A 22,216-nucleotide genomic window follows, 5' to 3' on the forward strand; every position below is an offset into this window, starting at 1 on the left:
ATATCCGCTGGTAACGGCTGATATACTGCTTCTTTTTTACTCAAAAGGACTATGCAAGCCTTGCTTGAATAATCCGATTTATTTTGAATGGACGATGAGGTATACTGGATTTGGGATTTTTCATAATCCTTGACATAGTATGTGAGCGAACATGAAGGAGCGAGTTTAACTTGCAGGAGAAAGCCGGATATAAATCGATTGCGCTTGATATTGCCCAGCGTATTGTCAGTGGGGAATTTCCCGTCGCCAGTAAAATTTCTGGACGTTCTTTATTAGCCGGTCAATACCAGGTATCACCAGAAACAATTCGCAAGGCGATTGGCTTGCTGAAGGAAGAGAATATTGTTTCTGTATCCCAGGGTAAGGAAATTATTATTGTCTCGGATCGTAATGCATTAGAGTATACGACCCGGAACAATTATTTGAAATCGGCGTATTCCTTAAAACAGGATTTACAACAGCTTCTTCAGGAGAAGAAAGAGATGGACCGTAAATTTGCCGAGCTGTTCACTCAGATCATTGAGGCATCGGATCGGCTTCAAAATTTAAAGCCCTACCATCCCGTTGAGATCAAAATCAGCGATTTATCGCATGTTATCGGTCGTACGATTGGAAATCTGCTGTTTTGGCAAAATACAGGCGCCACCATCATTGCCCTTCGCAGAGGGACGGAAGTGACCATATCTCCGGGTCCCCATGTGATCTTAAGAGAAGGGGATATCATTGTTGCCGTCGGAGATGAACGCATGTATGAACGAACGGAGCAGTTTATCAACCGTCCGCTGGATGAGGAAATTCAAGCAACGGATCCATCATAATTTCATATCATGAACGGCAAATAAAAGCTGCACAGAACCTTGATTCTGGCGGCTTTTTTGCTATGAGAAATGGATCCTACCATATTTAAACAAACAATCTATTAGTTCATGATAAGTTGTCAGTAGGTCTAAGGTCTGGTATAGTATTAGTTGTACTTACAAATGAATGCTAAATGAGTTGGTTTGTTTGGAGAGCTTGGTCAGTGGGTAAAAGAATTAGCGAGTAAGCTAATTTTTGTTGCATCACAAAAAAAAGGGGGGTATATATGCTGAAATTTGAACATGTCGGCAAGAAATACGCCAATGGTTTTGAAGCAGTGAAAGATATTAATTTTGAAGTGGAATCAGGAGAAATCCTGGTGCTGATCGGACCGAGCGGATGCGGGAAGACCACCACGATGAAGATGATTAACCGCCTAATACCGAACACATCCGGAAAGATTTACATCCACGGTAAAGATATCTCGAAGGAAAATCCCGATACGCTGCGAAAGAACATCGGTTATGTTATCCAGCAGATCGGTTTGTTCCCGCATTATACGATTGAGGAGAATGTCGGACTTATTCCTCAGCTTAAAGGATGGGACGCAGGCAAGAAGAAAGAGCGCGTTCTCGAGATGCTCCGTCTGGTGGGATTAGACCCTGATGTGTTTGCCAAAAGATATCCGAAGCAGCTATCAGGTGGGCAGCAGCAAAGAGTAGGCGTGGCGAGAGCTCTTGCAGGCGATCCCGAAGTTGTCCTGATGGATGAGCCCTTTGGAGCGCTCGATCCCATTACCAGAGAGCAATTGCAGGATGAGTTATTGAAATTGCAAAAAGAAGTAAAGAAAACCATCGTATTTGTAACGCATGATATGGAAGAAGCACTGAAGCTCGGCGATAAAATCGCCATTCTCAAAGACGGAGAATTGGTGCAATTCGATTCACCTGAACAAATTCTTAGCCAGCCGGCGAATGAATTCGTGGAAGGCTTTATCGGTAAAAATCGCATTTATCAAAACCCCGAATACATTCCGGTCACCGATGTGATGCGGGATAATCCTTCTACCTCATATCCGGACAGGACTCCGGGCAAAGCACTTGCCTTTATGCGACAGCGGAAAACGGATACCCTGCTCGTTGGCGATGAATCAAACCACTTACTTGGGATTGTATCTGCCTATGATCTCGCCGCCAAAATGGAGGGAATCCGTACGATCGAGGAAATCATGACATGGCCTACGATTGTACTTCAGGATACGGCTACAGCAAGGGACGCATTGTCCTTGATTACACAAGCGCCACATGGCGTCATTCCCGTAACTACAGCAGACGGCACCATTGCCGGAATCGTTACGAGAAGCAGTCTCTTGACCGCTTTTGCCGCTAAATGGGTGGGAGAAGAGGAGGAGACATTATGAGAGATCGATCTTTATGGGAACAAATGAAACAGCAGCTGGAGAGCCGTGGGGATGACTTGATTCAGTCATTGGGTGTTCATATCCAGCTCGTCCTGATATCCATGCTTCTGGCAGTCATTATAGGTATTGCTTTCGGAATATTAATATCACGGATTAAGGCATTAAAGGGAATTACGCTGGGTACTGCAGGCATCTTGCAAACCATTCCGAGTCTGGCGATGCTTGGGTTTATGATTCCGTTGTTTGGCATCGGGATGAAAACGGCCATTGCGGCATTGTTTTTATATTCTCTGCTGCCAATCATCCGCAACACCTATGCAGGCATTACGGAGGTTGATAAATCGGTGGTTGAGGCAGCAAGAGGGATGGGCATGAAGAGTGGACAGATTTTGTTCAAAGTGCAATTGCCTCTGGCGATGAGTGTCATCATGGCGGGCATTCGAACAGCTGCGGTTATCAATGTAGGTACAGCGACACTTGCTGCCTTTATTGGAGCGGGTGGATTAGGTGAATTCATCTTCCTTGGGATTCAGCGCAACATTGAAGCGTTAACCTTAATGGGCGCGATCCCGGCAGCTCTTCTGGCACTTGTCATCGATTATTTGCTGGGATTGCTTGAAAAGGCAACGACCCCAAAAGGACTAAAGGTGTAATTGTAATAGGATAGACCCAACAGGATGTTCTCATAAAAATAATAAGGTAGCACAGGAGGTACGAATGAAGATAAAAAAGATTATGGTTGTATTGGGAATGCTGGCATCGATTGGTATGGTTCTAGCTGCTTGCGGTGGAAATTCGGATGGGGATCAAGCCGCCGAGGGCAATAAACAAATAACCGTCAGCTCCAAGAACTTCACGGAAAACGTTATTCTGGCGCATATGATGGCTGAGCTGATCGAAGCCAAAACGGATATTAAAGTGACAAGAACCGTGAATCTTGGCGGCTCCAACGTAGTATGGAACGCGCTGAAGAATAACGAGGTTCAGCTGTTCCCCGATTATACGGGCACCATTGTAGCCAATTATTATCAAGAAGAGACAGGGACATCGGAAGAATCTCTCAGCAAGACAAGAGAGCTGCTTAAGGCGGATAATCTTGCCTTCCTGGAGCCATTCGGTATGAACAATACGTATACTTTGGCTGTTACCAAGGAAACGGCAGATCAATACAATCTTAAAACCTTCAGTGATCTTGCCAAGGTTTCGGATGAAATGACACTCGGCGTAGAGTTCGAATTTCTGGATCGGGATGACGGCTATCCGGGAATCCAGAAGCTGTATGACATGAATTTCAAAGATTCCAAGGGGATGGACCACGGAATCATGTACCAGGCCATTGAGAAAGGTGAGACGGATGTAACGAACGCGTATGCCACGGATGCACAGATTATCGTGCATAACCTGGTGATTTTGGAGGATGACAAACAATTTTTCCCTCCATATGATGGCGGTCCCGTCATTCGTCAGGATACGCTTGACCAATATCCGGAGCTTGAGGACGTGCTGAACCTGCTCAAGGGACAGATTACGGATGCTGAAATGCAGGAGTTGAACGCTCAGGTGGATATGGAAGGATTGAAGGAAGATGATGTAGCTCGAGACTTCCTGGTGAAAAAAGGCTTGATCGAAGGATAATGCAGCACAGCAAAACCGGTCTTTTTAGACCGGTTTTTTTGTGTGCATTTAGTTTTCTCGCATATAAAGGAGATGGGGGGCCCTCAGGGCAGGGCAGAGGTCAAATTTGTTCTGGATTTTAAGCAATGTCTAATGGTAAAATCCTCTTAAATTTCCAACACATTTCATAGATGATAGAGGAAGGAGGATTAGTAGATGAAAATGGTGCCCGTTCTTCATTATGATGCATTCTCCGTTCAGCCCAATAAGGGGAACCCTGCCGGCGTTGTCTTGCATGCAGATACGCTGACCGAGGAAGAAATGTTAGCCATCGCCCGCAAGGTCGGCTTCAATGAAACCACGTTTATTTTAAAGTCTGAGAAGGCAGATATCCGCTTGAGGTATTACACACCGGGTCACGAAATGAACTTGTGCGGTCACGCAACCATGGCATCTATGTATGCATTGCGAACCAAGGGGCTGCTGCCAGAGAAAGAAACCGTGGGGATTGAAACCAACGTGGGTGTGCTGCCGATAGAATTCCTTCATGAACAAGATCGGTTAACGATGAAGATGAAGCAGGATCATCCTCAATTCATTCCCTTTGAAGGTGATGTTGATCAACTGGCCGCCTCTATCAATCTGAAACGCGAGGATTTGGATCTATCGATGCCCATCGTATACGGAAGCACGGGAATATGGACATTACTGGTGCCGGTGAAAGGGTTAAGCGGATTTGATCGGATGGTCCCGAACAATGCGTTATTTCCGGACATTTTAACCGAAAATCCAAAGGCCTCGCTGCATCCGTTCTGTATGGAGACGATGGACGATTCTTCCTTCATGCATGCGAGACATTTCTCTTCACCCTATTCAGGCACAGTCGAGGACCCGGTGACAGGGACCGCATCCGGCGTAATGGGAGCATATTATTTAACTTATCTGAACACCGAGCTGCCCTCCGCGCAATTTATCGTTGAACAAGGCCAAGAGATGGGTAAAGACGGCAGAGTCCATGTTCAAGTGAATCGTAATCAAGACAAGATGGACGTATATATATCCGGTACGGCGGTTTTTGTACGGGAGTTCGATGTTCATATTGATGGATGACTTAGAGCGAGGGACGTAAGAAGGAGCGTATGTTATGAAAACATTTAAACCTGAGATGACTTTGGATTTAGCGATTGAGCATCTGAATCATATTGAAGGCGAGACCGTGAGGAAGGTCACACCTATAGAGATGGGTGAGCTTAGCAAGGTGTTCAGTTATCGGAAGGGCGATGCTGACTATGTTATTCATTTCAAAAGCAATAGGGAAAGTCTTGATAAACAGCTCTATATTTACAATAAGTACGGCGCACCATCCTTGCCCATTCCCCGCATTCACAAGATAGGGGAGTTTGGGGATATTCACTACTCCATCTCAGACAAGGTATCGGGCACACCGATTAGTGCCCTGGAGCCGGAGCAAATCCGAAATCTTATTCCGAGTTTAGTCCATCATTTTATACTTATAAACCAGGTAAGTGTTGGGGACTCCGGTGAAGGATTTGGCTGGATTACCCCGGAAGGAAAGGCGTCCCATCGTTCGTGGCTTGATTGCCTGGAATCTTTTTTTGATCAGGAGCAAGAGGGGTTCCATCATGGATGGAAGAGCTTATATGAGAGCAGTTTTCTGGAACAAGATTTTTTTGAAGAAGTCTATGACACGATGCTCGGGCTTGCTCAATACTCACCTCAAGAACGCTATCTGGTACATGGTGATTTTCATCTGGGCAATATGCTCGGCGAGGATCCGTTTGTGACAGGGATTGTGGATTGGGAGATGGCGATGTACGGAGACTTTATGCTGGATGTCGCTGTTCTTCACATATGGCATCCGATGCTGGAATTTCCACAAAGGCTGCTGCAAGCTATGACGGAGCGCGGTGTCGAGATTCCTTATTTTGAAGAGAGGCTGCTGTGCCATCAGCTCTTTAAAACGCTGGATGCACTCCGTTTTTATGCGAAGAAGGATGACGCCAACAGCTATCAATTCATAAAAAATCGTATCATGTCTTTGATAGATTCATAGACCCAATGATGCTAGTTGGGATAATGCGGTCTCGGTAGGAGCTGATCATTTCGTGAAAAAAATGATGGTTGTAGGTGCATCAGGTGTTCTTGGTACATGGATTTGTCTGGAAGTCCTTCGGATATTTACTCATAACGTAAGCTTGGTCGTAAGTGATTATAAAGCAGACAGAGGTAAAAACACGGCAGTTTCTTTAGGTGAACAAGTTCAATTTCGTTTATTAGATATTACTCATAAAGAGAGTATCGAACAGGCCGTTTGTGATATTGATCTTGTAATTGTGTCAGCCAAACAGCAGCAGCCGCTAATTCAACATGCCTGTATTAAACACCAAGTTCGATGTATCGATGTGACGGTGTTTTATGACTTTGTGTGTGAGACGAGGTCCTTGCACTACGATGCGGTAAATAATGAGATTGGATCGATAGTAATGTCAGGTTTTTTCCCGGGATTATCTGGATTAATCGTTAAGAAGGCAGTATCTCCGTTTAGCGAGATTACAGAAGTCAACGTGGGATTGTTGCAAAGCACGAATGCCAAAGCCGGAGTTTCAGGCATTATAGATATGCTGCGAATGATAAGCCAAGATGTTAGGCGTCACGATGGACAACAATCAGCTACCATATCGGGTTTTAAGATAAAAAGAAATATGATGTTCTCCAGTTCATTACGTAATCGAAAAGTCCGGTTAATCGAGCATGCTGAAAGAGCTTTTTTAAGAGAAATACTGCAAGTTGAACAGATTCATTATTGGACCGCGTGGAACAACAATATGTTCAATATCTTTGTAGGTTTACTTAAACGGTCTGGTATTCTTGCTAGAATTCTTAAATTTGATGCGAATGTCCTTGTTAAGTATGTGAAGCACAATCCTGTGCAACCTGAGGAGGCTTCTCTCTCTATTGAAGTAAAGGGAGTAATCGGGAACCAGCAGTGTGTCAAAACGTTTGTATTGTCTACTTTTTCTGATTATCATACAACAGCGATGTTCACTGCCGCATTAGCGAAAATAGCGATAAACAAAGAGATATCCGGTGTTGTGTTCCCATTTGAAATAACAGATATCGATGAAATTTTATCCATAATGGATTGCTCTCGAATTACGCTAACAGAAGCCGGGATTTCGTGTGGTACAGGCATTATAAAAAAAGAATGAGAGCCATAGGGGAAGTCCAAAGTCATTCCCACCTTGGACTTACTGCTTATCTCAGAACACAGCGGATGACATATTTCATTGTCAATCCGTTATCCAAAACCTTCACAGCCATGAAGGTTTTTTGGTCTTGTTTAAAAACGGATATCAACAAGAATGCCAATCACCAACAACAAGAAGGTTAAATGTGTGAAATGGAATAGTTAACTGACGAGTCCAGAATGGAGGGCAAAGAATATACTGGACTAGGTTGAATTGAAGGGGCGGGAACGTCATGAACCATATCGACAGGGTAAGGAGAAGCGTACCGGAGGGCACGTTGATTCGGGGAATACATCCTGCTATTTATTTGTATGAGCGAGGCAAGAAACGTCCTGTAACTGATACGGAGACATTCCATTCCTATCGATTAAATGCAGAGGGCATTGTGGTATTGGAGGAGTCGGTGCTGGAAGAGATGGAGACCGGCACGCCGGTGAACATCTATGGGGATTTTAGAACGAATAGCCCTGCAACTCTTCTGGTGAAAAGCAGCGGTTCGGAAATTTACCTATGGACCGATGGTCTGCTTCATCCGATTGCATCGGGCGAAATTTACGACAGACTGCGATTTCATTATTCAAGCGTAGTGACTTTGCCGGATGAACTGATCGCTTTCCTTCCGGAAGGGGATCCGATTCATGATGCAACGCTGCTCACGCATTCCCTGGTGAACGGAAGAGTATACAGTGCTCCTAACGGATTGATTTATTATGGAGAGCGAAACAAGCTGCGAAAAATCGAGGGTCCCTCCGTATTCTCTTTCTATCGATGGAGAGTGGAGGAGATTGTTCATTTAACGAGGGAGGAGTTTAACCACTGCCGGTTAGGGGAACCGATTCTGTAGATAGGTTTGCACTCCCATGGAGCTGTTGATGACGATAGGGGCGTTCGGGAAGGGTGAGAAACTTGAAGGTACTGCTCGTTACGATATTCATGATTCCTCATGTCGGGGGATTGTGGAAGTACATGCTGCAGGTAAAGCAGGGACTGGAAGCTCTCGGGCACCAGGTCGACATGATGGGTGACGGAATTGATTGTTTTTATATATATGGAGAGGACAACCGGAAGGTACTCAAGAGCCATTTTAAACCGATGCTGGAATATAAGCTTCCGACAACCTCCCCTATATTCACAGATCATTGGGTCAGGTATGCCGAGTCCGAGCGATTATCTCTTGAGCTGTCGCTTACGTATTTGGGCTTGGAGCAATATGATGTCATTCATGCCCAGGATGTGCTGGCCGCAGCGGCCGCAAGTCGCGTGAAACCTGCTCGGATACCCCTGGTTACCAGCATCCATGCCTCCGTGGCTTTCACGATACGAGATATGCTTCAGACGGATCAGGGCATTAAACCTTCCAGCGCTCCCCTCGTATGGAATTATTACAGGTCGATTGAGAATATAGGCGGTTCTTTTAGTGATCATGTCATGTTAGCTTCGAAGTGGCTGCAGGAAGTGATGGTGTCTCATTTTGCACTGCCGGAGTCAAAGATATCACTAATCCCCTATGCAATGGACATATCGAGCTTTGACAATCGAATGAAGATGGAGCATGATCTGTCCCGGCCAGAGAGTAAGAAAGTAATGATTAGCACCTCCAGACTAAGCTCTGAAAAAGGCATTCATGTGCTGCTGGAAGCCCTCGGCAAGCTGTTTAACATCCGTCAGGACTGGGTGTGCTGGCTGGTTGGGGACGGGGATCAGCGTTCCATGTACGAAGAACGTGTGGATCAGCTGGGTATAGGGGAAGCTGTGCATTTTTGGGGCTCGCGCGATGATGTTCCAGTATTGCTTGGCATAGCGGATATTTTTGTTATGCCGAGTTTGATGGAGACCTTGTCCTATTCCGTGATGGAAGCACAGCTTGCAGGATTACCGGTAGTCTCATCGGACGCAGGCGGTTTGAAGGAAGCGGTTCAGCATGAGGTGAACGGTCTTCTTTTTCCGGCGGGGGATGAGGATATGCTGATGGCGCACCTGGATCGATTGCTCGAAGATGAAACATACCGGCAATGGCTGGGGGAACAAGCACGGCAATGGGCTTTGGTCCATCGAGGTTTGGATACTATGGTGACGCGTGTGCTTGAAGTCTACCGGAAAGAGATAAGCAAGAAATGATGTTGCAAAGAAGGGGGAGTGGACCATGAATTCGACAGAGGTACCTGGAGATCAATATCGGGACCTGTTTTTATCCCAGCATACCCACCCTTTTATAATGGTCAATCAAGAAGTATGGGAGCTGACGATAAGCCGGCTTCCCAAGGATTATTTCATACCCGATTATCGGATTATTAATATGATGATGAACATGGTGTAGGAGAATAGAACGGAGGTGGGTGGAATGGGAACATCGAACTGGCAGAATTTATCTTATTGTGTAGATCTGATTCGGTATGTATCTCCTAAGTCCGTGTTGGACGTTGGCGTTGGGTTCGGCCGTTGGGGGATGATTTGCCGTGAGTATTTGGATGTATGGGAAGGGCGGGTATTTCGCGCGTATTGGAACACACGAATCGAAGGGATAGAGATCTATCCGGTGAACGTCGATTCTTATCATTCGTGTTTCTATAACAAGATTCATGTTGCGGATGCATTTGACCATCTTCATGCGGTAGTGGAGCCGGGGCAGTTCGATTTGATTATTCTGGGTGACGTTCTGGAGCACTTTACAAAAGAGCGTGGTCTTGCACTGCTGCAGACCTGTATTCAGAAATCCCGATTTGTTCTCTTGAATATCCCCATCGGAACGAACTGGCCGCAGGGCGCGGCATATGGCAATGAATTTGAAGCTCATCTAAGCACATGGACAACGGAGGAACTGGATCAGTTCCCGGTGGCCGACAAGCGGCATTTTAAAGATTACATCGATCGTGATTTCTCCACGTATTTGTATTCCATGAAAGGCATGTAGGAAGCTACGCCGATCTTGAATCCCTTTCTGTTGAAACATCTTCTGTGAAGAAGATGTTTTTGCGTTTAACCCGTACTTGATTCATGGTATAGTGTAATGGACTTTCGATAAATGGAAAGAGGTAGTTCAGATATAACTTAGAAAAGAGAGCTGATTCTATTCTATGAAAAAGATCGTTCTGGCCGGTGGAACAGGTTTTATAGGAAGTTATTTTGAGAAAAAATTCACGAGTGAACAAGCACAAGTATATATGATATCCCGCCAGGAAGGGCATATTTCGTGGGACGATCATGAAGGCATGGTTGCAGCGCTGGAGGGAGCCGATATGCTCATTAATCTGGCGGGCAAATCCGTAAACTGTCGATATCATGAACGGAATAAAGAGCGATCCTGAAATCAAGAATCGATACAACGAAACGATTGGGAAGGGCCATTCAAGCCTGTGAGAATCCTCCCCTCACGTGGTTTAATTCCAGTACCGCTACTATCTACAGACATGCCGAGGATAGGCCGATGACGGAGGAATCGGGAGAGATTGGCTCCGGTTTTTCCGTTAAGGTAGCGGAAGAATGGGAACGGGCATTTTTCTCATTCCCGCTTGACCGCACAAGGCAAATTGCGCTGCGTATTGCCATTGTGTTAGGTCCTGACGGCGGCGTTATGACACCCTATATGAATCTGGTAAAGTACGGGCTGGGTGGAGAGCAGGGTACAGGCAACCAGAGGTTCAGCTGGATTCATGTCGAGGATTTGTACCGGATTGTTCTGTTCCTGCAGGAGAATAAAGAGCTGAGTGGTATCTTCAATTGTGCATCCCCGCATCCGGTACCAAATAGGGAACTGATGAAGCTGCTTCGGCAGGCAATAAACCGAAGGTTCGGACTGCCGTCACCCAAGTGGCTGCTCGAGCTCGGGGCCCGAATGATCCAGACCGAAACGGAGCTTATACTTAAGAGCCGCTGGGTTATTCCCGACAGACTGATGAAGTCGGGGTTTGATTTTAAGTACGATACACTGCATAAGGCATTGACAGAGATCGTGAAGAAGTAAAGAGAGGAGCACTTCTTGTGAAGGCTCTCTTCCAGCCGGATTGTTCCATCCAGAATCCATTTTCAATTCTTGGAGAATGAAGACCGATCCATACATAAGCTTCAGGAATGGGCGAAAGAGAATGATATACCCTTTCTCAAGAGGAATTTTTGGATATGGTTATAAAGTAGAACGTGAATAAGAGAATCGCAATTGGGCGTGGATCTAGGAGAAACCGAAGAAGAACTTGCCATAGCGCAGGTTCTTTTTTTGATGCCTAAAGCTCAGCGAATAAATCAATGGAAGTGTATTATTAGCCACTCGCCACAAAGTGGTATACTGTTTTTTAGCAGTATTGAGAGAAAGGATAGTGGTTATGGGTTACCAGCTGACCGAACGGGTGATCAAGCTATTGTGCGGAAAAACCTCCTACGATCGCGGTGGGGTCTTATATAGAGATGGGCAGGTAACGATGCGGATTCAAGATCCCGACAGCCGGAAGTACGAGGCGGAAGTGAGGGACAGGGAGTCCGGCATCGTCTATGCAGAGATTGACTCGAACGGAGATGTACTCGCCGAATGCAGCTGCACCGACTATGGATTATCCCGTAAGCGATGCAGACATATTGCAGCGGTGCTCCTGAACATCCGGGATATTGAACAGACGGCAGAAGCGCCAAAACGTCCTTATCCGTCGTTATTGCATACTTCTGCTCGCAAGCATAGCGAGGATGGAGGCATGACCCCCAGGTTCTCAGCGGAGCTGCGCAGAGGTTCCGGCGGTAGCGAGGATGATGCGGTGTTGAGCAGCCAGCTGCTCGGTCTGTTCTCTTATTCCGGGAGCCAAAGGTCCACGGCAGCCTCCCGTTTTGATACGCGTGAGGTATTGGAACTGGAATGCATTTTTAAATTATTCCCTTACGGAAATCAACAACATCTGTTTGGCATTGAGCTGCGAATAGGTCAGAAACGCTTATATATCGTCCATCGGATCAGAGAGTTCCTGATGTGCCTGAAGCACGGACAATCCTGTGTGTTCACGAAGAATTTCGTCTATGATCCGGAGCGGCACAGCTTTAAGAAAGAGGACGACGATATCCTTCAAGCGCTGATCCGCATTTACGATCATGAACGGATGCTGCAGCAGACGCTGGCCATGCCTAACCATGGCAGAAACGGGGGCAGCGACCGGATGCTGATCATACCTCCGACGTTTTGGCCCGAAGTCAGGGCAATGCTGGATCGTTCCGTTGATTCCCTCTTGTCCCTGGATGGGGTCCTCACGGATAAGCTGGAGTTTAGTCAAGATCCAATCCCCCTCCAATTCGAATTTGATGAAGACGGGGATGATCACTATCTTATGAAGATAGAGGGATTGGATCGCATGACCGTTCTCGAGGAATACGGGCTAGTCATTGCGGACGGGAAGCTGATTGACATAGAGCTGGATGCTTGCCGGAGGCTGGCCGAGATGAAGTTGCTGCTGGAAACATCGTTTAAACCGCAGATCCGGATTCAGCCGGAGATGATGGAGTCCATTATGGAGCGGGTGGTTCCGGGACTAATGAAGCTTGGCAGCGTTCATGTGGCACAGACCGTATCAGACCGGATCGTGAAAACACCCTTAAAAGCGAAGCTGTATCTGGATCGGGTTCGTGGACGGCTGTTAGCGGGACTGGATTTTCAATACGGCGACATCACCATCAATCCGCTGGGAGGACACCGCGCAGCACGGGACAGCAGCTCGATCCTGGTTCGCGATGGTGAGGCGGAGCAGCGGATTCTTACGCTTATGGAGGACGCCTCCTTCGCCAAGACCGATGACGGCTTTTTTATGACCGATGAAGCTGCCGAATATGAGTTTCTGTATCATACAGTCCCGCAGCTGGAGAAACTGCTGGTGGTTTATGCAACAACGGCCGTGAAGGAACGTGTTCTTACAGAACCTATGGGTGCCAAAGTTCGAGTGGATATTGATGAACGGACGGACTGGCTTGAATTGAAGTTCGATATGGAGGGAATTCGGGAAGCCGAAATCCGGGAAATCGTCAAATCGCTCGAGGAGAAGCGTAAATATCACCGATTGCCTAACGGAGCACTTCTACCGCTTGAAAGTGATGAATTCCAGGCGGTGGTTGCGTTGATGAATCGGATTGGCCCTTGGCTATCGACGGATGGTACAGCGTTTAAATTACCGGCGGTCCAAGGGTTGCAGCTGATGGATTGGGAGGATTCCGGGTCAACGGTTCAGCTTGGCCGATCCTTGCGCCGAATGCTTCAGAATATGAAGAATCCGGATCATCTGGATTTTGCGGTTCCACCCAGTCTTGAACCCATCCTTCGGGATTATCAAAAATTAGGCTTTCAGTGGATGAAGACCTTGGCCCACTATCGATTCGGCGGCATTTTGGCAGATGATATGGGGTTGGGAAAAACCATTCAGAGCATCGCTTTCATTCTGTCGGTGCTTCCTGAGATCAGAGAACATAAAGAACCTGCGCTCATCGTTGCGCCGGCTTCACTGCTCTACAACTGGCATAACGAACTCAAGAAGTTCGCGCCGGAGATCAAGGCTGTCATTGCTGACGGGGTGCAGACCGAGCGGAGGCAGCTTATCAAAAGCGCGGGCAGCGCGGATGTTATCATTACCTCTTACCCGCTGCTTCGCAGAGATGTGGAACGATATGCAAAGCTGTCGTTTGCAGCGTTAATATTAGATGAAGCCCAAGCCTTCAAAAATTATGCAACCCAAACGGCTCAGGTCGTAAAAACACTTCATGCGCGCTATCGGTTTGCACTCACAGGCACGCCTGTAGAGAACCGTCTGGAGGAATTGTGGTCCATTTATGATGCCGTCTTCCCGGCTCTCTTCGGTGACCGAAAGGCCTTCCATGAATTGTCGAAAGAAACCGTGGCAAGGCGGGTGCGTCCCTTCCTGCTGCGCAGGTTGAAGTCGGATGTGCTGAAGGAACTGCCGGAGAAAATCGAATCGATTCAGGCATCGGGTCTGCTCATGGAGCAGAAGAAGCTGTATACCGCCTATCTTGCAAAATTAAGACAAGAGACGCTCAAGCATCTGGCGCAGGACGGCTTCCAGAAGAATCGGATTCGCATCTTGGCAGGCATTACCCGCCTGAGGCAGATCTGCTGTCATCCGGCCCTTTTTGTTGAAGGCTACGAGGGAAGTTCGGCCAAGTTTGAGCAGCTCTTGGAGACCATCGAGGAATGTCGTCTTGCAGGAAGGCGGATGCTGGTATTCTCCCAATTTACGGGGATGCTGAAACTGATTGCCGGAGAGCTTGGATATCGGGGGATTCCGAGTTTTTATCTGGATGGGCAGACCCCGTCTGCCGAACGGGTGGAGCTCTGCGAGCGCTTTAACGAGGGGGAACGCGAGGTATTCCTGATATCGCTGAAGGCCGGTGGAACGGGCCTGAACCTGACGGGGGCCGATACGGTTATCCTGTACGATCTGTGGTGGAATCCGGCCGTTGAGCAGCAGGCCACAGACCGGGCGCATCGCATCGGTCAGAAGAAGGTTGTGCAGGTGATTCGCCTAGTGGCTCAGGATACGATCGAGGATAAAATGTATGCACTGCAGCAGAAGAAGAAAAACCTGATTGAGGAGCTGGTTCAGCCAGGGGAAGAGTCGCTGCCTAGCTGGACCGAGGCGGAAATTCGGGAGCTGCTGACACTTCAGGGCTAACGGATCTGATCAGGTTGCGGAAGTTTTTAAGAGATGGCAGGAGATGTGATGATGAAAAAAACAATCTTTTTCATACTGGCCGCTGTAGTGGTTGTCATCAGTTACATGCCGCTGTTCTTCGGCGGTTATGTCTACAATGAAGAGCAGGCCATGCGCCGCTTCCATCCCGCCTATACGGGGGATAAGCTCTACGAGAAGATCGGGGATCAGCACAAACTGATCGTCTGGCATGATGGTCATGTGAAGATCGTAACAGCCGTAGAGAGTAAATGGGGACTGCTGCAAAGGGTCAAGAATGCCGTCGTTCTGGAACACAGGACGGAAGAGGGACCCTTCACACGCATTTGGTCCGCCAGCCGGAATGGTGACGGGATGTACGACACGCTGCTGGCGGTTGAAACGCCTGAGCCCAACAGTAAGAAAATTCTGGTCACCAATGAGCCATGGGAAGATAAGCTGATCGATAATCTGGATCAAATTAAAGCTTCGTCCGGGATATATATCGAAATGGATGTGGAACAAGGGTATGCCGTGGAATATGAATCATTACCCTATGGACAGACCGGGGGTTTCATATTCCGCAGTATAGACGCGGAAGGAAATATTATCTCCGTTCACCCCTGAGTATAGCTGATCAGCTGCAAACGCTGATATAATAGAAGAATGTAGTATTTATAACATATACTCCAGTCATAGAATAGGACGGTTATCGGTATGCTATCTTTTGTATTAACATTAAAGCGTCTCTTAAGCGGATTGTTTCGAGCGTTTAAGCAGCGGTATTTTCTGGCGCTGTTCGTCCTGATTGTCATCATGCTGATATCCGGTACGATGTTTTACACTAAACAAGAGGGGTTATCGGTGCTGGACGCTCTTTATTTCTGCGTTGTGACATTGAGCACGATAGGCCATCCGGAATTTGTACCGCAGACACCGCTTGGAAAAACCTTCACGATGGTTTACATTGTTGTCGGAACAGGCCTGTTCCTCGGAATGGTTGGACAATTGGCGTATGCCCTAATCCGAACCAATCAAAAAGAAGAGAAGAAATCGACGCCGTCATAGGGATCAAACGAAAAGCAGCCCAGGATTCAACCGGGGCTGTTTTTTTTATGGGCCATTGAAAATTGAAGGGTTCAACTGACCATAGGAACACCAACATGTTTATACCCACATATGGCAGTTCTACTCCACTGTCACGGCAAAATAAAAATTGGCGCGTCCCTGGTCCTGAGGCCATGTACACTGAATTTCGTACAGGTAGGAACCGGGGGTGGTCGGTACGGTGTACCCGTCGTTGCCGGGCTCCGTCAGGTTTTGAAGGGCGAAACCGTTAATGCCTTCGGGCGGTGTCGTCTTGATGACCGCTCCGCCTGTGGCTACAACCGGCGTCATATCTTCAAGCCTGGGCATGGCTGAATCCGTCGTGGAGCAATGATCTTCGTTGCACCATGAATATCCGCTTCGAAGCAGCTTGATTTCCGAATATGACAATGAGCAGGAGCACGTATAGTATCGGCGTTTGCTTTTCGTTATGATGGAAATCCCCCTTATCTATCACGATCTTCCTATATGGGCTAGTAAATATGTTATAATTTTGAAATCAAACACTTCCATTATAAACCAATCATAAGTAGCAGGCGTTATATAATATGAGATTCTTATAAAGAGGATGAAGCACATGACATTGAAATGGTTAGAGTGGGCAAAAGAGATGCAGGCAATCAGTCAAGCCGGATTGGAATATACGAAGGACGTCTATGACAAAGAGCGGTTTGAGCAGCTGAGAGAGCTTAGCATCACGATCATGCAGGAGTATACGGGCGAAGGCAACGAGATGATTCGAAAGCTGTTTGCTAGTGAAACCGGGTATCAGACGCCGAAGGTCGATGTCCGAGGAGTTATTTTTCAAGACGGGAAGCTGCTGCTGGTGAAGGAGAAGGCAGACGGCGCTTGGGCGCTGCCGGGAGGCTGGGCGGATGTTGGTCTGTCTCCGTCCGAAGTTGTTGTGAAAGAAGTGAAGGAAGAAGCGGGGTATGAAGTACGTGCAGCCAGGCTGCTTGCCGTGTTGGACAAGAAATTTCATAACCATCCGCCTTCTGCCTTCCATGTGTACAAAATGTTCATTCAGTGCGACATTACGGGTGGATCGGCAGGAGTGGGAACCGAGACCTCTGCGGTCGGTTTTTTCCATAAGGACGAGCTGCCGCCGCTGTCCGAAGAACGGAATACCAAGGAGCAGCTGCAGCGAATCTTCGAATTCGAGAGCAACCCGCATCTGCCGATATGGCTGGATTAATACATATAACAAAGGAGCGTAGACAATGTGATGGGCTTTAGACCTTACAAAAACGTACCGGATGAAGAGGAAACGAAGAGCAGATTCCATGGACGGATCAACATTTTCTTTTTCAGTGCCTTTTTAATCTTTTGTATCATTATCGTGCGCTTGGCCATCTTGCAGTTCGTTGAAGGCCCGGAGCTGGCAAGCCAGGAATCCGGGGGAGAGCAGAAGCACTTTCCGTTGCAGCCGATCCGGGGCAGCATCATCGACGCCTCTGGCGAGAAACTTGCCTACTCTACAGCTTCGAATTCCCTGTATATCACACTCATGAAGGATTACAGCGAGAAGACGGACAAAGGGAAAGCCAATCAGCCGGAAGCAGAGGAGATGGCTAAGCGGATCGTTCAGGTCTTTAACAAGTATGGGGATCCGAACATCGAACAGAAGACTGTAAAGAATGTGATGGATGACCTGGATCTGGAATATATCAAGCAGCATGGCTATGAACCCAGACTTATCAAGTCAGATTTGACCAAGGAAGAAATCGCTTATTTCATGGAGAACCGTGCGAAATTCCCCGGCATCCAGATTGTGGAGGAGAATGTAAGGCACTACGATCCGGATACGGTGGCGGTTCAGACGATCGGATATCTAAAGAAGTTCAAAGGTTCTAAAGACCTTAAGGATTATCAGGCTATTGATCAGAGCAACAAGGATCAGGATAATCCGGGATTAATTTATACGGAAGAAGAGTGGATCGGTTATGACGGATTAGAGCGGATGTACCAGGAGGAGCTGCGCGGCAAGAGCGGGTATCTCAGTATTCCGATTAATCCGCAGAATATGGTGGATGGCGTACCGACGATGGTTGCCCCCGAAAAAGGCCTGAATATCCACACCACGATCCATAAGGACATTCAGGTCGCAACTGAGCAGGCCATTATGGATCGGCTTCAATATCTTCATACCAACCCTGTGTCGGGCAAACTTCATAAGGATGCTGTCACCGGCTATGCCGTCGCCATGGAAATTGATACTGGCCATGTGGTCGCGATGGCCAGCATGCCGGATTACGACTCGAATGTGTGGGGAAGCGGAGGCAAAATTACGCAGGATGTCGTGGACTCGTCGGGTAATGGCACGATCACGATATACGGATCAGGCAGATCGGGACACGGGTTCGAATCCATGATCTTTCTCGGTTCCGTTATCAAGCCGTTGACGGTACTGATCGGGTTGAATGAAGGATTATTTGGCCCTAATGATACGTATCCTGATCAAGGGTACGCTTCGATAGGTCGGGAAGGAAGCGAAACGAAAATTCGTAACTCCAGCGGCCATAGAATCGGACCCATTAAACCTCAGCAAGCGATTCAGCAATCATCGAATGCCTTCATGATCGATTGGGTTGGCAAAAGGTTAGTCAACAAGTATGGCGGCGAGAAGGGAGTTACGGTCTGGGATAAGTATATGGAGCAGTTTGGTCTTGGAGTAGTAACGGGGAGTGGTTTGCCTAAGGAGCATAAAGGACTGAAAAATTATACGGATACAAAAGCAGCGGGAAGTAATCTGGCGGCGTTAGCCTACGCTTCCTTCGGTCAGCAGGGGAAATACACCCCTCTACAGCTTGCTCAATACACGGTGATGCTGGCGAATGAAGGCAAGCGAATCAAGCCGCAGCTGGTCAGCAAAATAACGGATCAGAATGGAAAAGTGGTCAAGGAATTCGGGCGCGAGGTCCTTAATGAAGTTCATTTTCCCAAGCAATACTGGCAAATCATTAAACAGGGGATGAATACACAAGGTATCGCGGGTTTCGAAGATTTTAAATATGATTTTGCCCGCAAAACAGGTACATCCGAGCAATCATATAAAGGTGTTAACCTTGATAACGGCGTCTTCATCGCCTTTGCTCCGCGCGATAACCCGAAGCTGGCGGTCGCCGTTGTTGTGCCGGAAGGCGGCTTCGGCTCGCAAAGCGCCGCGCCGATTGCGAGGAAGATATTCGACGCTTATGACGAAGTCTACGGACTTGACGGAACGCCGCATCCGAAGAAGACTGAAGATCAGACGAAGGATAGCAGCGAGGACGAAAGCGGAGATCATTGATTTAAGGGATCTAAGGTCAGCTATGATAAGCATTGGGTGAGTACATTATCCTAATGACCGCTATTTTTCAATTAAATATCGCTCGTAGAGACGCTTGTAATAATGAAAGGCAGGCTGTAGAGGCGAACTTGATCCTCTCCATTCCTGCCTTTTTTGTATCCCATTTAATCAATAAGGATTCTTCCTGATCTTCAGCACTTCCGCCAGGAAGGTCAAGGCCAGTCCCTGGCCCCAGCCTTGTATGCGTTTATCCGGCACGCCTTTGTATCCCGCGGTGTCCTTCATAACGGCTGTTCCCGCGGACACGCCGCTGACGGTGCCGTCCTCTGTAATTTTGGACAAAATGCCGTCAATCGACTTCTGCGTGTATTTGTTGTAGATCCGTCCCTTGGTCAACAGGGCGGCCGCGATACCGGCAGAGCCTGACGTTTCCAGCGGGGATTGCGGATCGGTCGTAATCGTATGCCACAGGCCGGATTCATGCTGCAGCCGGACCAGGGCGCTGAGCTGGTCGCGCAGCGAGCCTTCGATGATCATGAAGGATGGATGCGTGACTGGCACAAGCTCCAGGGCACGTGCCATCGTGATGGCGGCCCAAGCATTGCCCCGGCACCAGAAGACGCCGGACATATGATTGCCGGCGATATTGTCCCAACCATGATAATACAGATTCGTGACGGGATCCTGCAGATAATCCTCATGGCCGTGATACTGCCTCAAGCCATCCTCGAAGTAATCCTCACGGTCCAGCATTACGCCGATCCGAAGCAGGAAGTATCCTGCCATAAACATCGTATCGACCCACGCCTGCTCCGGGAAGTTATACGTTTCGGAGTTAACGGTATGCTGAAAGATGCCGTTGCCGAAACGCAGCGCATCATGCGTGAGATACTCGGCCATTTCCTTGGCCGTTTCGATATACCGCTCATCCTCATAAACCTCGTACAAGGTCAGGAGGGAGTGGCCGATGGAGACGCCGTTGACGGACAACTTCGGCAGCCCCTCCTCCATATTTTCGTCGACCCAGGCTTTCAGCTGTTCCAAATACTCCTTTTTGCCGGTGGCCTTGTAGGCTTCACATACTCCATAAAAAGCGACTCCGCCCGGCCAATCCCAGCTAAAATCCATGCGGAAGGTTCGGTCAACCACCTGGTCGATCACTTGTTCAATACGTTGTTCATCAAAGACGAGTGTTGGCATAACAGTTACTCCTTTCATAATGGGCCTCCTGATCAGATGGGAAGGTTATCGTGTCATGGGAATCAAAATAAGCTGATTATCCTTTCAGTCCGGTCGTGCTGATCCCTTCCACAATGTATTTCTGGAAGATGAAGAAAACGATGACGACCGGCAGCAGCGATAGCGTAGCCATAGCGAACATCCCGCCCCAGTTGTTAAGCGACTCTCCATCGAGGAACAGCTTCAAGGCAAGAGACACCGGATATTTCTCCGGGTTGTTCAAGTAGATGAGCGGATTGATGAAATCATCCCATCTCCAGTAGAAGGAGAAGATCGAGCAAGTAATCAGAGCAGGCACGATCAGAGGCACGACCACCCTGAAGAATATCCCGTATTTGCTGCAGCCATCTATTTTAGCCGCTTCATCCAGCTCCTTCGGAATGGTGCGGATGAACTGCATGATGAGGAAGATGAAGAACGGAATGCCGAAGAATTGGGGTACAATCAACGGCTTGAAGGATGATAGCCAGCCGAACTTGGCAAACATCACGTACTGCGGGACGATCACCACATCATGCGGCAGCATCATCGTAATCATCATGCAGGCAAACCAGAACTGCTGTCCGAAGAACCGGGTTCGAGCCAAACCGAAGGCAACAAGGGCGGAGGAAGCCACGGCCCCGATCGTGGAGATGATGACAATGATGAACGAGTTTGTAAAGAAGGTAGCAAACGTGGTCCCTGCAAAGCCCTTCCAGCCTGTGGCATAGTTCGAGAATTCAAGCCGGCTTGGAATCAGGCTGTAGGCGGTCGTAAATATTTCATGATTGGGCTTAAGCGAGCTTGCCACCAGCCACAGAATCGGATAGGTCATGCCGAGGGCGAATAATCCGACCAGGGTGTGGTAGAGAATGCGTCTGGATTTGGTCATAACCGTCAATCTCCTTTCGACTCGTAGTGAACCCAGCGGGTAGATGATCTGAAGATGAGCAAGGTCAGGACACCGACGATAAGAAGCATGATCCAGGCAAGCGCTGATGCGTAACCCATTTCAAAATGCGAGAACGCCTTACGGTATAAGTAAAGTGAATAGAGCAGCGTCTGATCCAGCGGTCCGCCTTCTCCGCGCGATATGATATAGGCGGGGGTGAAAGTGAGGAACGCCGATATGGTCTGAAGTGTCAGGTTAAATAAAATGATGGGGCTTAACATGGGCAGCGTAATCTTGAAAAAGCGATGGACCGCGTTGGCGCCGTCCACGCTGGCGGCTTCATAGTAATCCCTCGGGATATTTTTGAGCCCGGCCAGAAATATAATCATCGAAGAACCGAACTGCCAGATCGATAAAGCGATCAGTGTCCAGAGTGCCGTGCTGGGATTCCCGATCCAAGACGTGGTCGAATGAATCCCGAATAGGGACAGGGCAGAGTTCACGAGCCCCTTGTCACCGAAGATTTGCTGCCACATGATGGCTACAGCCACACTGCCGCCGATGAGCGATGGCAGGTAGAAGGCAGAACGGTACAATCCTACCGCCTTGGTAGCGGTATTCAGAATCATGGCAACGAAGAGGGCGAAGATGAGGCGAAGGGGGACACTTGCAAATACATAGGTGAAGGTGACCTGAAACGACTTGCCGATTTTGTCATCCTCCAGAAACAATCGTTCATAATTGGCCAGACCGAGCCACCTGGGCGCTTCCATCAGGTTGTAATTCGTAAACGAATAATACAGGGATGACAGGATGGGATATAACGTAAAGATGAGAAAGCCAAGAACGAACGGAGCAGAGAATACATAACCCGTAATATGCTCGTTCTCACGGAGTCTCTTCATGATCTTCAACCCCTACAATTCAGATTTGATAACGCCCCGTGTTGGGGTCATTGATGTAAAA

Annotated in this window: 20 protein-coding genes and 1 pseudogene; 17 read left to right on the forward strand and 4 right to left on the reverse strand. The window is 48.0% G+C overall.

Annotated features, from left to right (window positions below):
• Positions 1-170: 170 nt before the first annotated feature.
• The 15 genes and pseudogenes from B9D94_RS08965 (at position 171) to B9D94_RS09030 (ending at position 15,812) form a co-directional block, all read left to right on the forward strand.
• On the forward strand, positions 171-818 hold the full coding sequence (locus B9D94_RS08965) for a GntR family transcriptional regulator (RefSeq protein WP_006211501.1): 648 nt from the start codon (positions 171-173) through the stop codon (positions 816-818).
• Between the two features lie 266 nt (positions 819-1,084).
• Positions 1,085-2,218, forward strand: a complete 1,134-nt coding sequence (locus tag B9D94_RS08970) for a betaine/proline/choline family ABC transporter ATP-binding protein (RefSeq protein ID WP_036641876.1) — start codon at positions 1,085-1,087, stop codon at positions 2,216-2,218.
• Positions 2,215-2,871, forward strand: a complete 657-nt coding sequence (locus B9D94_RS08975; protein WP_006211499.1) for an ABC transporter permease — start codon at positions 2,215-2,217, stop codon at positions 2,869-2,871. Before B9D94_RS08970 ends, B9D94_RS08975 begins: the two co-directional genes overlap by 4 nt.
• A 64-nt stretch (positions 2,872-2,935) precedes the next feature.
• A complete protein-coding gene (locus B9D94_RS08980) occupies positions 2,936-3,853 on the forward strand; it encodes a glycine betaine ABC transporter substrate-binding protein (protein ID WP_148246863.1) in 918 nt (305 codons plus the stop codon).
• Between the two features lie 195 nt (positions 3,854-4,048).
• A complete protein-coding gene (locus tag B9D94_RS08985; protein ID WP_148246864.1) occupies positions 4,049-4,942 on the forward strand; it encodes a PhzF family phenazine biosynthesis isomerase in 894 nt (297 codons plus the stop codon).
• 34 nt (positions 4,943-4,976) lie between these two features.
• Entirely contained in the window at positions 4,977-5,906 is a 930-nt protein-coding gene (locus B9D94_RS08990; RefSeq protein ID WP_006211496.1) for a phosphotransferase family protein, read from the forward strand.
• 61 nt (positions 5,907-5,967) lie between these two features.
• The gene (locus B9D94_RS08995; protein WP_253806179.1) at positions 5,968-7,062 is read left to right on the forward strand and encodes a saccharopine dehydrogenase family protein; all 1,095 of its coding nucleotides are present in this window, start codon (positions 5,968-5,970) and stop codon (positions 7,060-7,062) included.
• Between the two features lie 271 nt (positions 7,063-7,333).
• On the forward strand, positions 7,334-7,945 hold the full coding sequence (locus B9D94_RS09000; protein WP_006211494.1) for a hypothetical protein: 612 nt from the start codon (positions 7,334-7,336) through the stop codon (positions 7,943-7,945).
• Between the two features lie 53 nt (positions 7,946-7,998).
• On the forward strand, positions 7,999-9,219 hold the full coding sequence (locus tag B9D94_RS09005) for a glycosyltransferase family 4 protein (protein ID WP_148246866.1): 1,221 nt from the start codon (positions 7,999-8,001) through the stop codon (positions 9,217-9,219).
• Between the two features lie 25 nt (positions 9,220-9,244).
• Positions 9,245-9,418, forward strand: coding sequence for a hypothetical protein (locus tag B9D94_RS30930; protein ID WP_006211492.1), 174 nt, complete (start codon positions 9,245-9,247; stop codon positions 9,416-9,418).
• A 24-nt stretch (positions 9,419-9,442) separates the two neighbouring features.
• The gene (locus B9D94_RS09010; RefSeq protein WP_076150384.1) at positions 9,443-10,012 is read left to right on the forward strand and encodes a class I SAM-dependent methyltransferase; all 570 of its coding nucleotides are present in this window, start codon (positions 9,443-9,445) and stop codon (positions 10,010-10,012) included.
• Positions 10,013-10,175: 163 nt separating this feature from the next.
• Positions 10,176-11,062: pseudogene (locus B9D94_RS09015) on the forward strand (TIGR01777 family oxidoreductase).
• Positions 11,063-11,417: 355 nt separating this feature from the next.
• The gene (locus tag B9D94_RS09020) at positions 11,418-14,747 is read left to right on the forward strand and encodes a DEAD/DEAH box helicase (RefSeq protein ID WP_148248747.1); all 3,330 of its coding nucleotides are present in this window, start codon (positions 11,418-11,420) and stop codon (positions 14,745-14,747) included.
• A 48-nt stretch (positions 14,748-14,795) separates the two neighbouring features.
• Positions 14,796-15,371, forward strand: a complete 576-nt coding sequence (locus B9D94_RS09025; protein WP_253806126.1) for a hypothetical protein — start codon at positions 14,796-14,798, stop codon at positions 15,369-15,371.
• Between the two features lie 90 nt (positions 15,372-15,461).
• Positions 15,462-15,812: a potassium channel family protein gene (locus B9D94_RS09030; RefSeq protein ID WP_006211489.1), complete on the forward strand. Its 351-nt coding sequence runs from the start codon at positions 15,462-15,464 to the stop codon at positions 15,810-15,812.
• A gap of 120 nt (positions 15,813-15,932) precedes the next feature.
• Here the strand turns inward: B9D94_RS09030 and B9D94_RS09035 are convergent, their stop codons facing one another.
• Positions 15,933-16,241, reverse strand: a complete 309-nt coding sequence (locus B9D94_RS09035; protein ID WP_216642867.1) for a hypothetical protein — start codon at positions 16,239-16,241, stop codon at positions 15,933-15,935.
• Positions 16,242-16,428: 187 nt separating this feature from the next.
• On the opposite strand from B9D94_RS09035, the gene B9D94_RS09040 reads away from it, so the two are divergent.
• Both B9D94_RS09040 and B9D94_RS09045 read left to right on the forward strand, forming a co-directional pair.
• Positions 16,429-17,046, forward strand: coding sequence for an NUDIX hydrolase (locus tag B9D94_RS09040; protein ID WP_148246867.1), 618 nt, complete (start codon positions 16,429-16,431; stop codon positions 17,044-17,046).
• 27 nt (positions 17,047-17,073) lie between these two features.
• On the forward strand, positions 17,074-19,140 hold the full coding sequence (locus B9D94_RS09045; RefSeq protein ID WP_076150389.1) for a peptidoglycan D,D-transpeptidase FtsI family protein: 2,067 nt from the start codon (positions 17,074-17,076) through the stop codon (positions 19,138-19,140).
• Positions 19,141-19,308: 168 nt separating this feature from the next.
• Here B9D94_RS09045 and B9D94_RS09050 read toward each other — a convergent pair whose 3' ends face one another.
• From B9D94_RS09050 to B9D94_RS09060, 3 genes are all read right to left on the reverse strand, one after another.
• Complete coding sequence (locus tag B9D94_RS09050; RefSeq protein WP_148248749.1) at positions 19,309-20,340, reverse strand: glycoside hydrolase family 88/105 protein; 1,032 nt, start codon at positions 20,338-20,340, stop codon at positions 19,309-19,311.
• A gap of 76 nt (positions 20,341-20,416) precedes the next feature.
• Positions 20,417-21,250 (reverse strand): carbohydrate ABC transporter permease, encoded by an 834-nt coding sequence (locus tag B9D94_RS09055; protein ID WP_006211486.1) that lies wholly within the window; start codon positions 21,248-21,250, stop codon positions 20,417-20,419.
• Positions 21,251-21,255: 5 nt separating this feature from the next.
• On the reverse strand, positions 21,256-22,155 hold the full coding sequence (locus B9D94_RS09060) for a carbohydrate ABC transporter permease (protein WP_006211485.1): 900 nt from the start codon (positions 22,153-22,155) through the stop codon (positions 21,256-21,258).
• Positions 22,156-22,216: the final 61 nt, after the last annotated feature.

It is taken from the genome of Paenibacillus sp. Cedars (genome assembly GCF_003184205.1).
GTDB lineage: Bacteria > Bacillota > Bacilli > Paenibacillales > Paenibacillaceae > Paenibacillus_AQ > Paenibacillus_AQ glucanolyticus.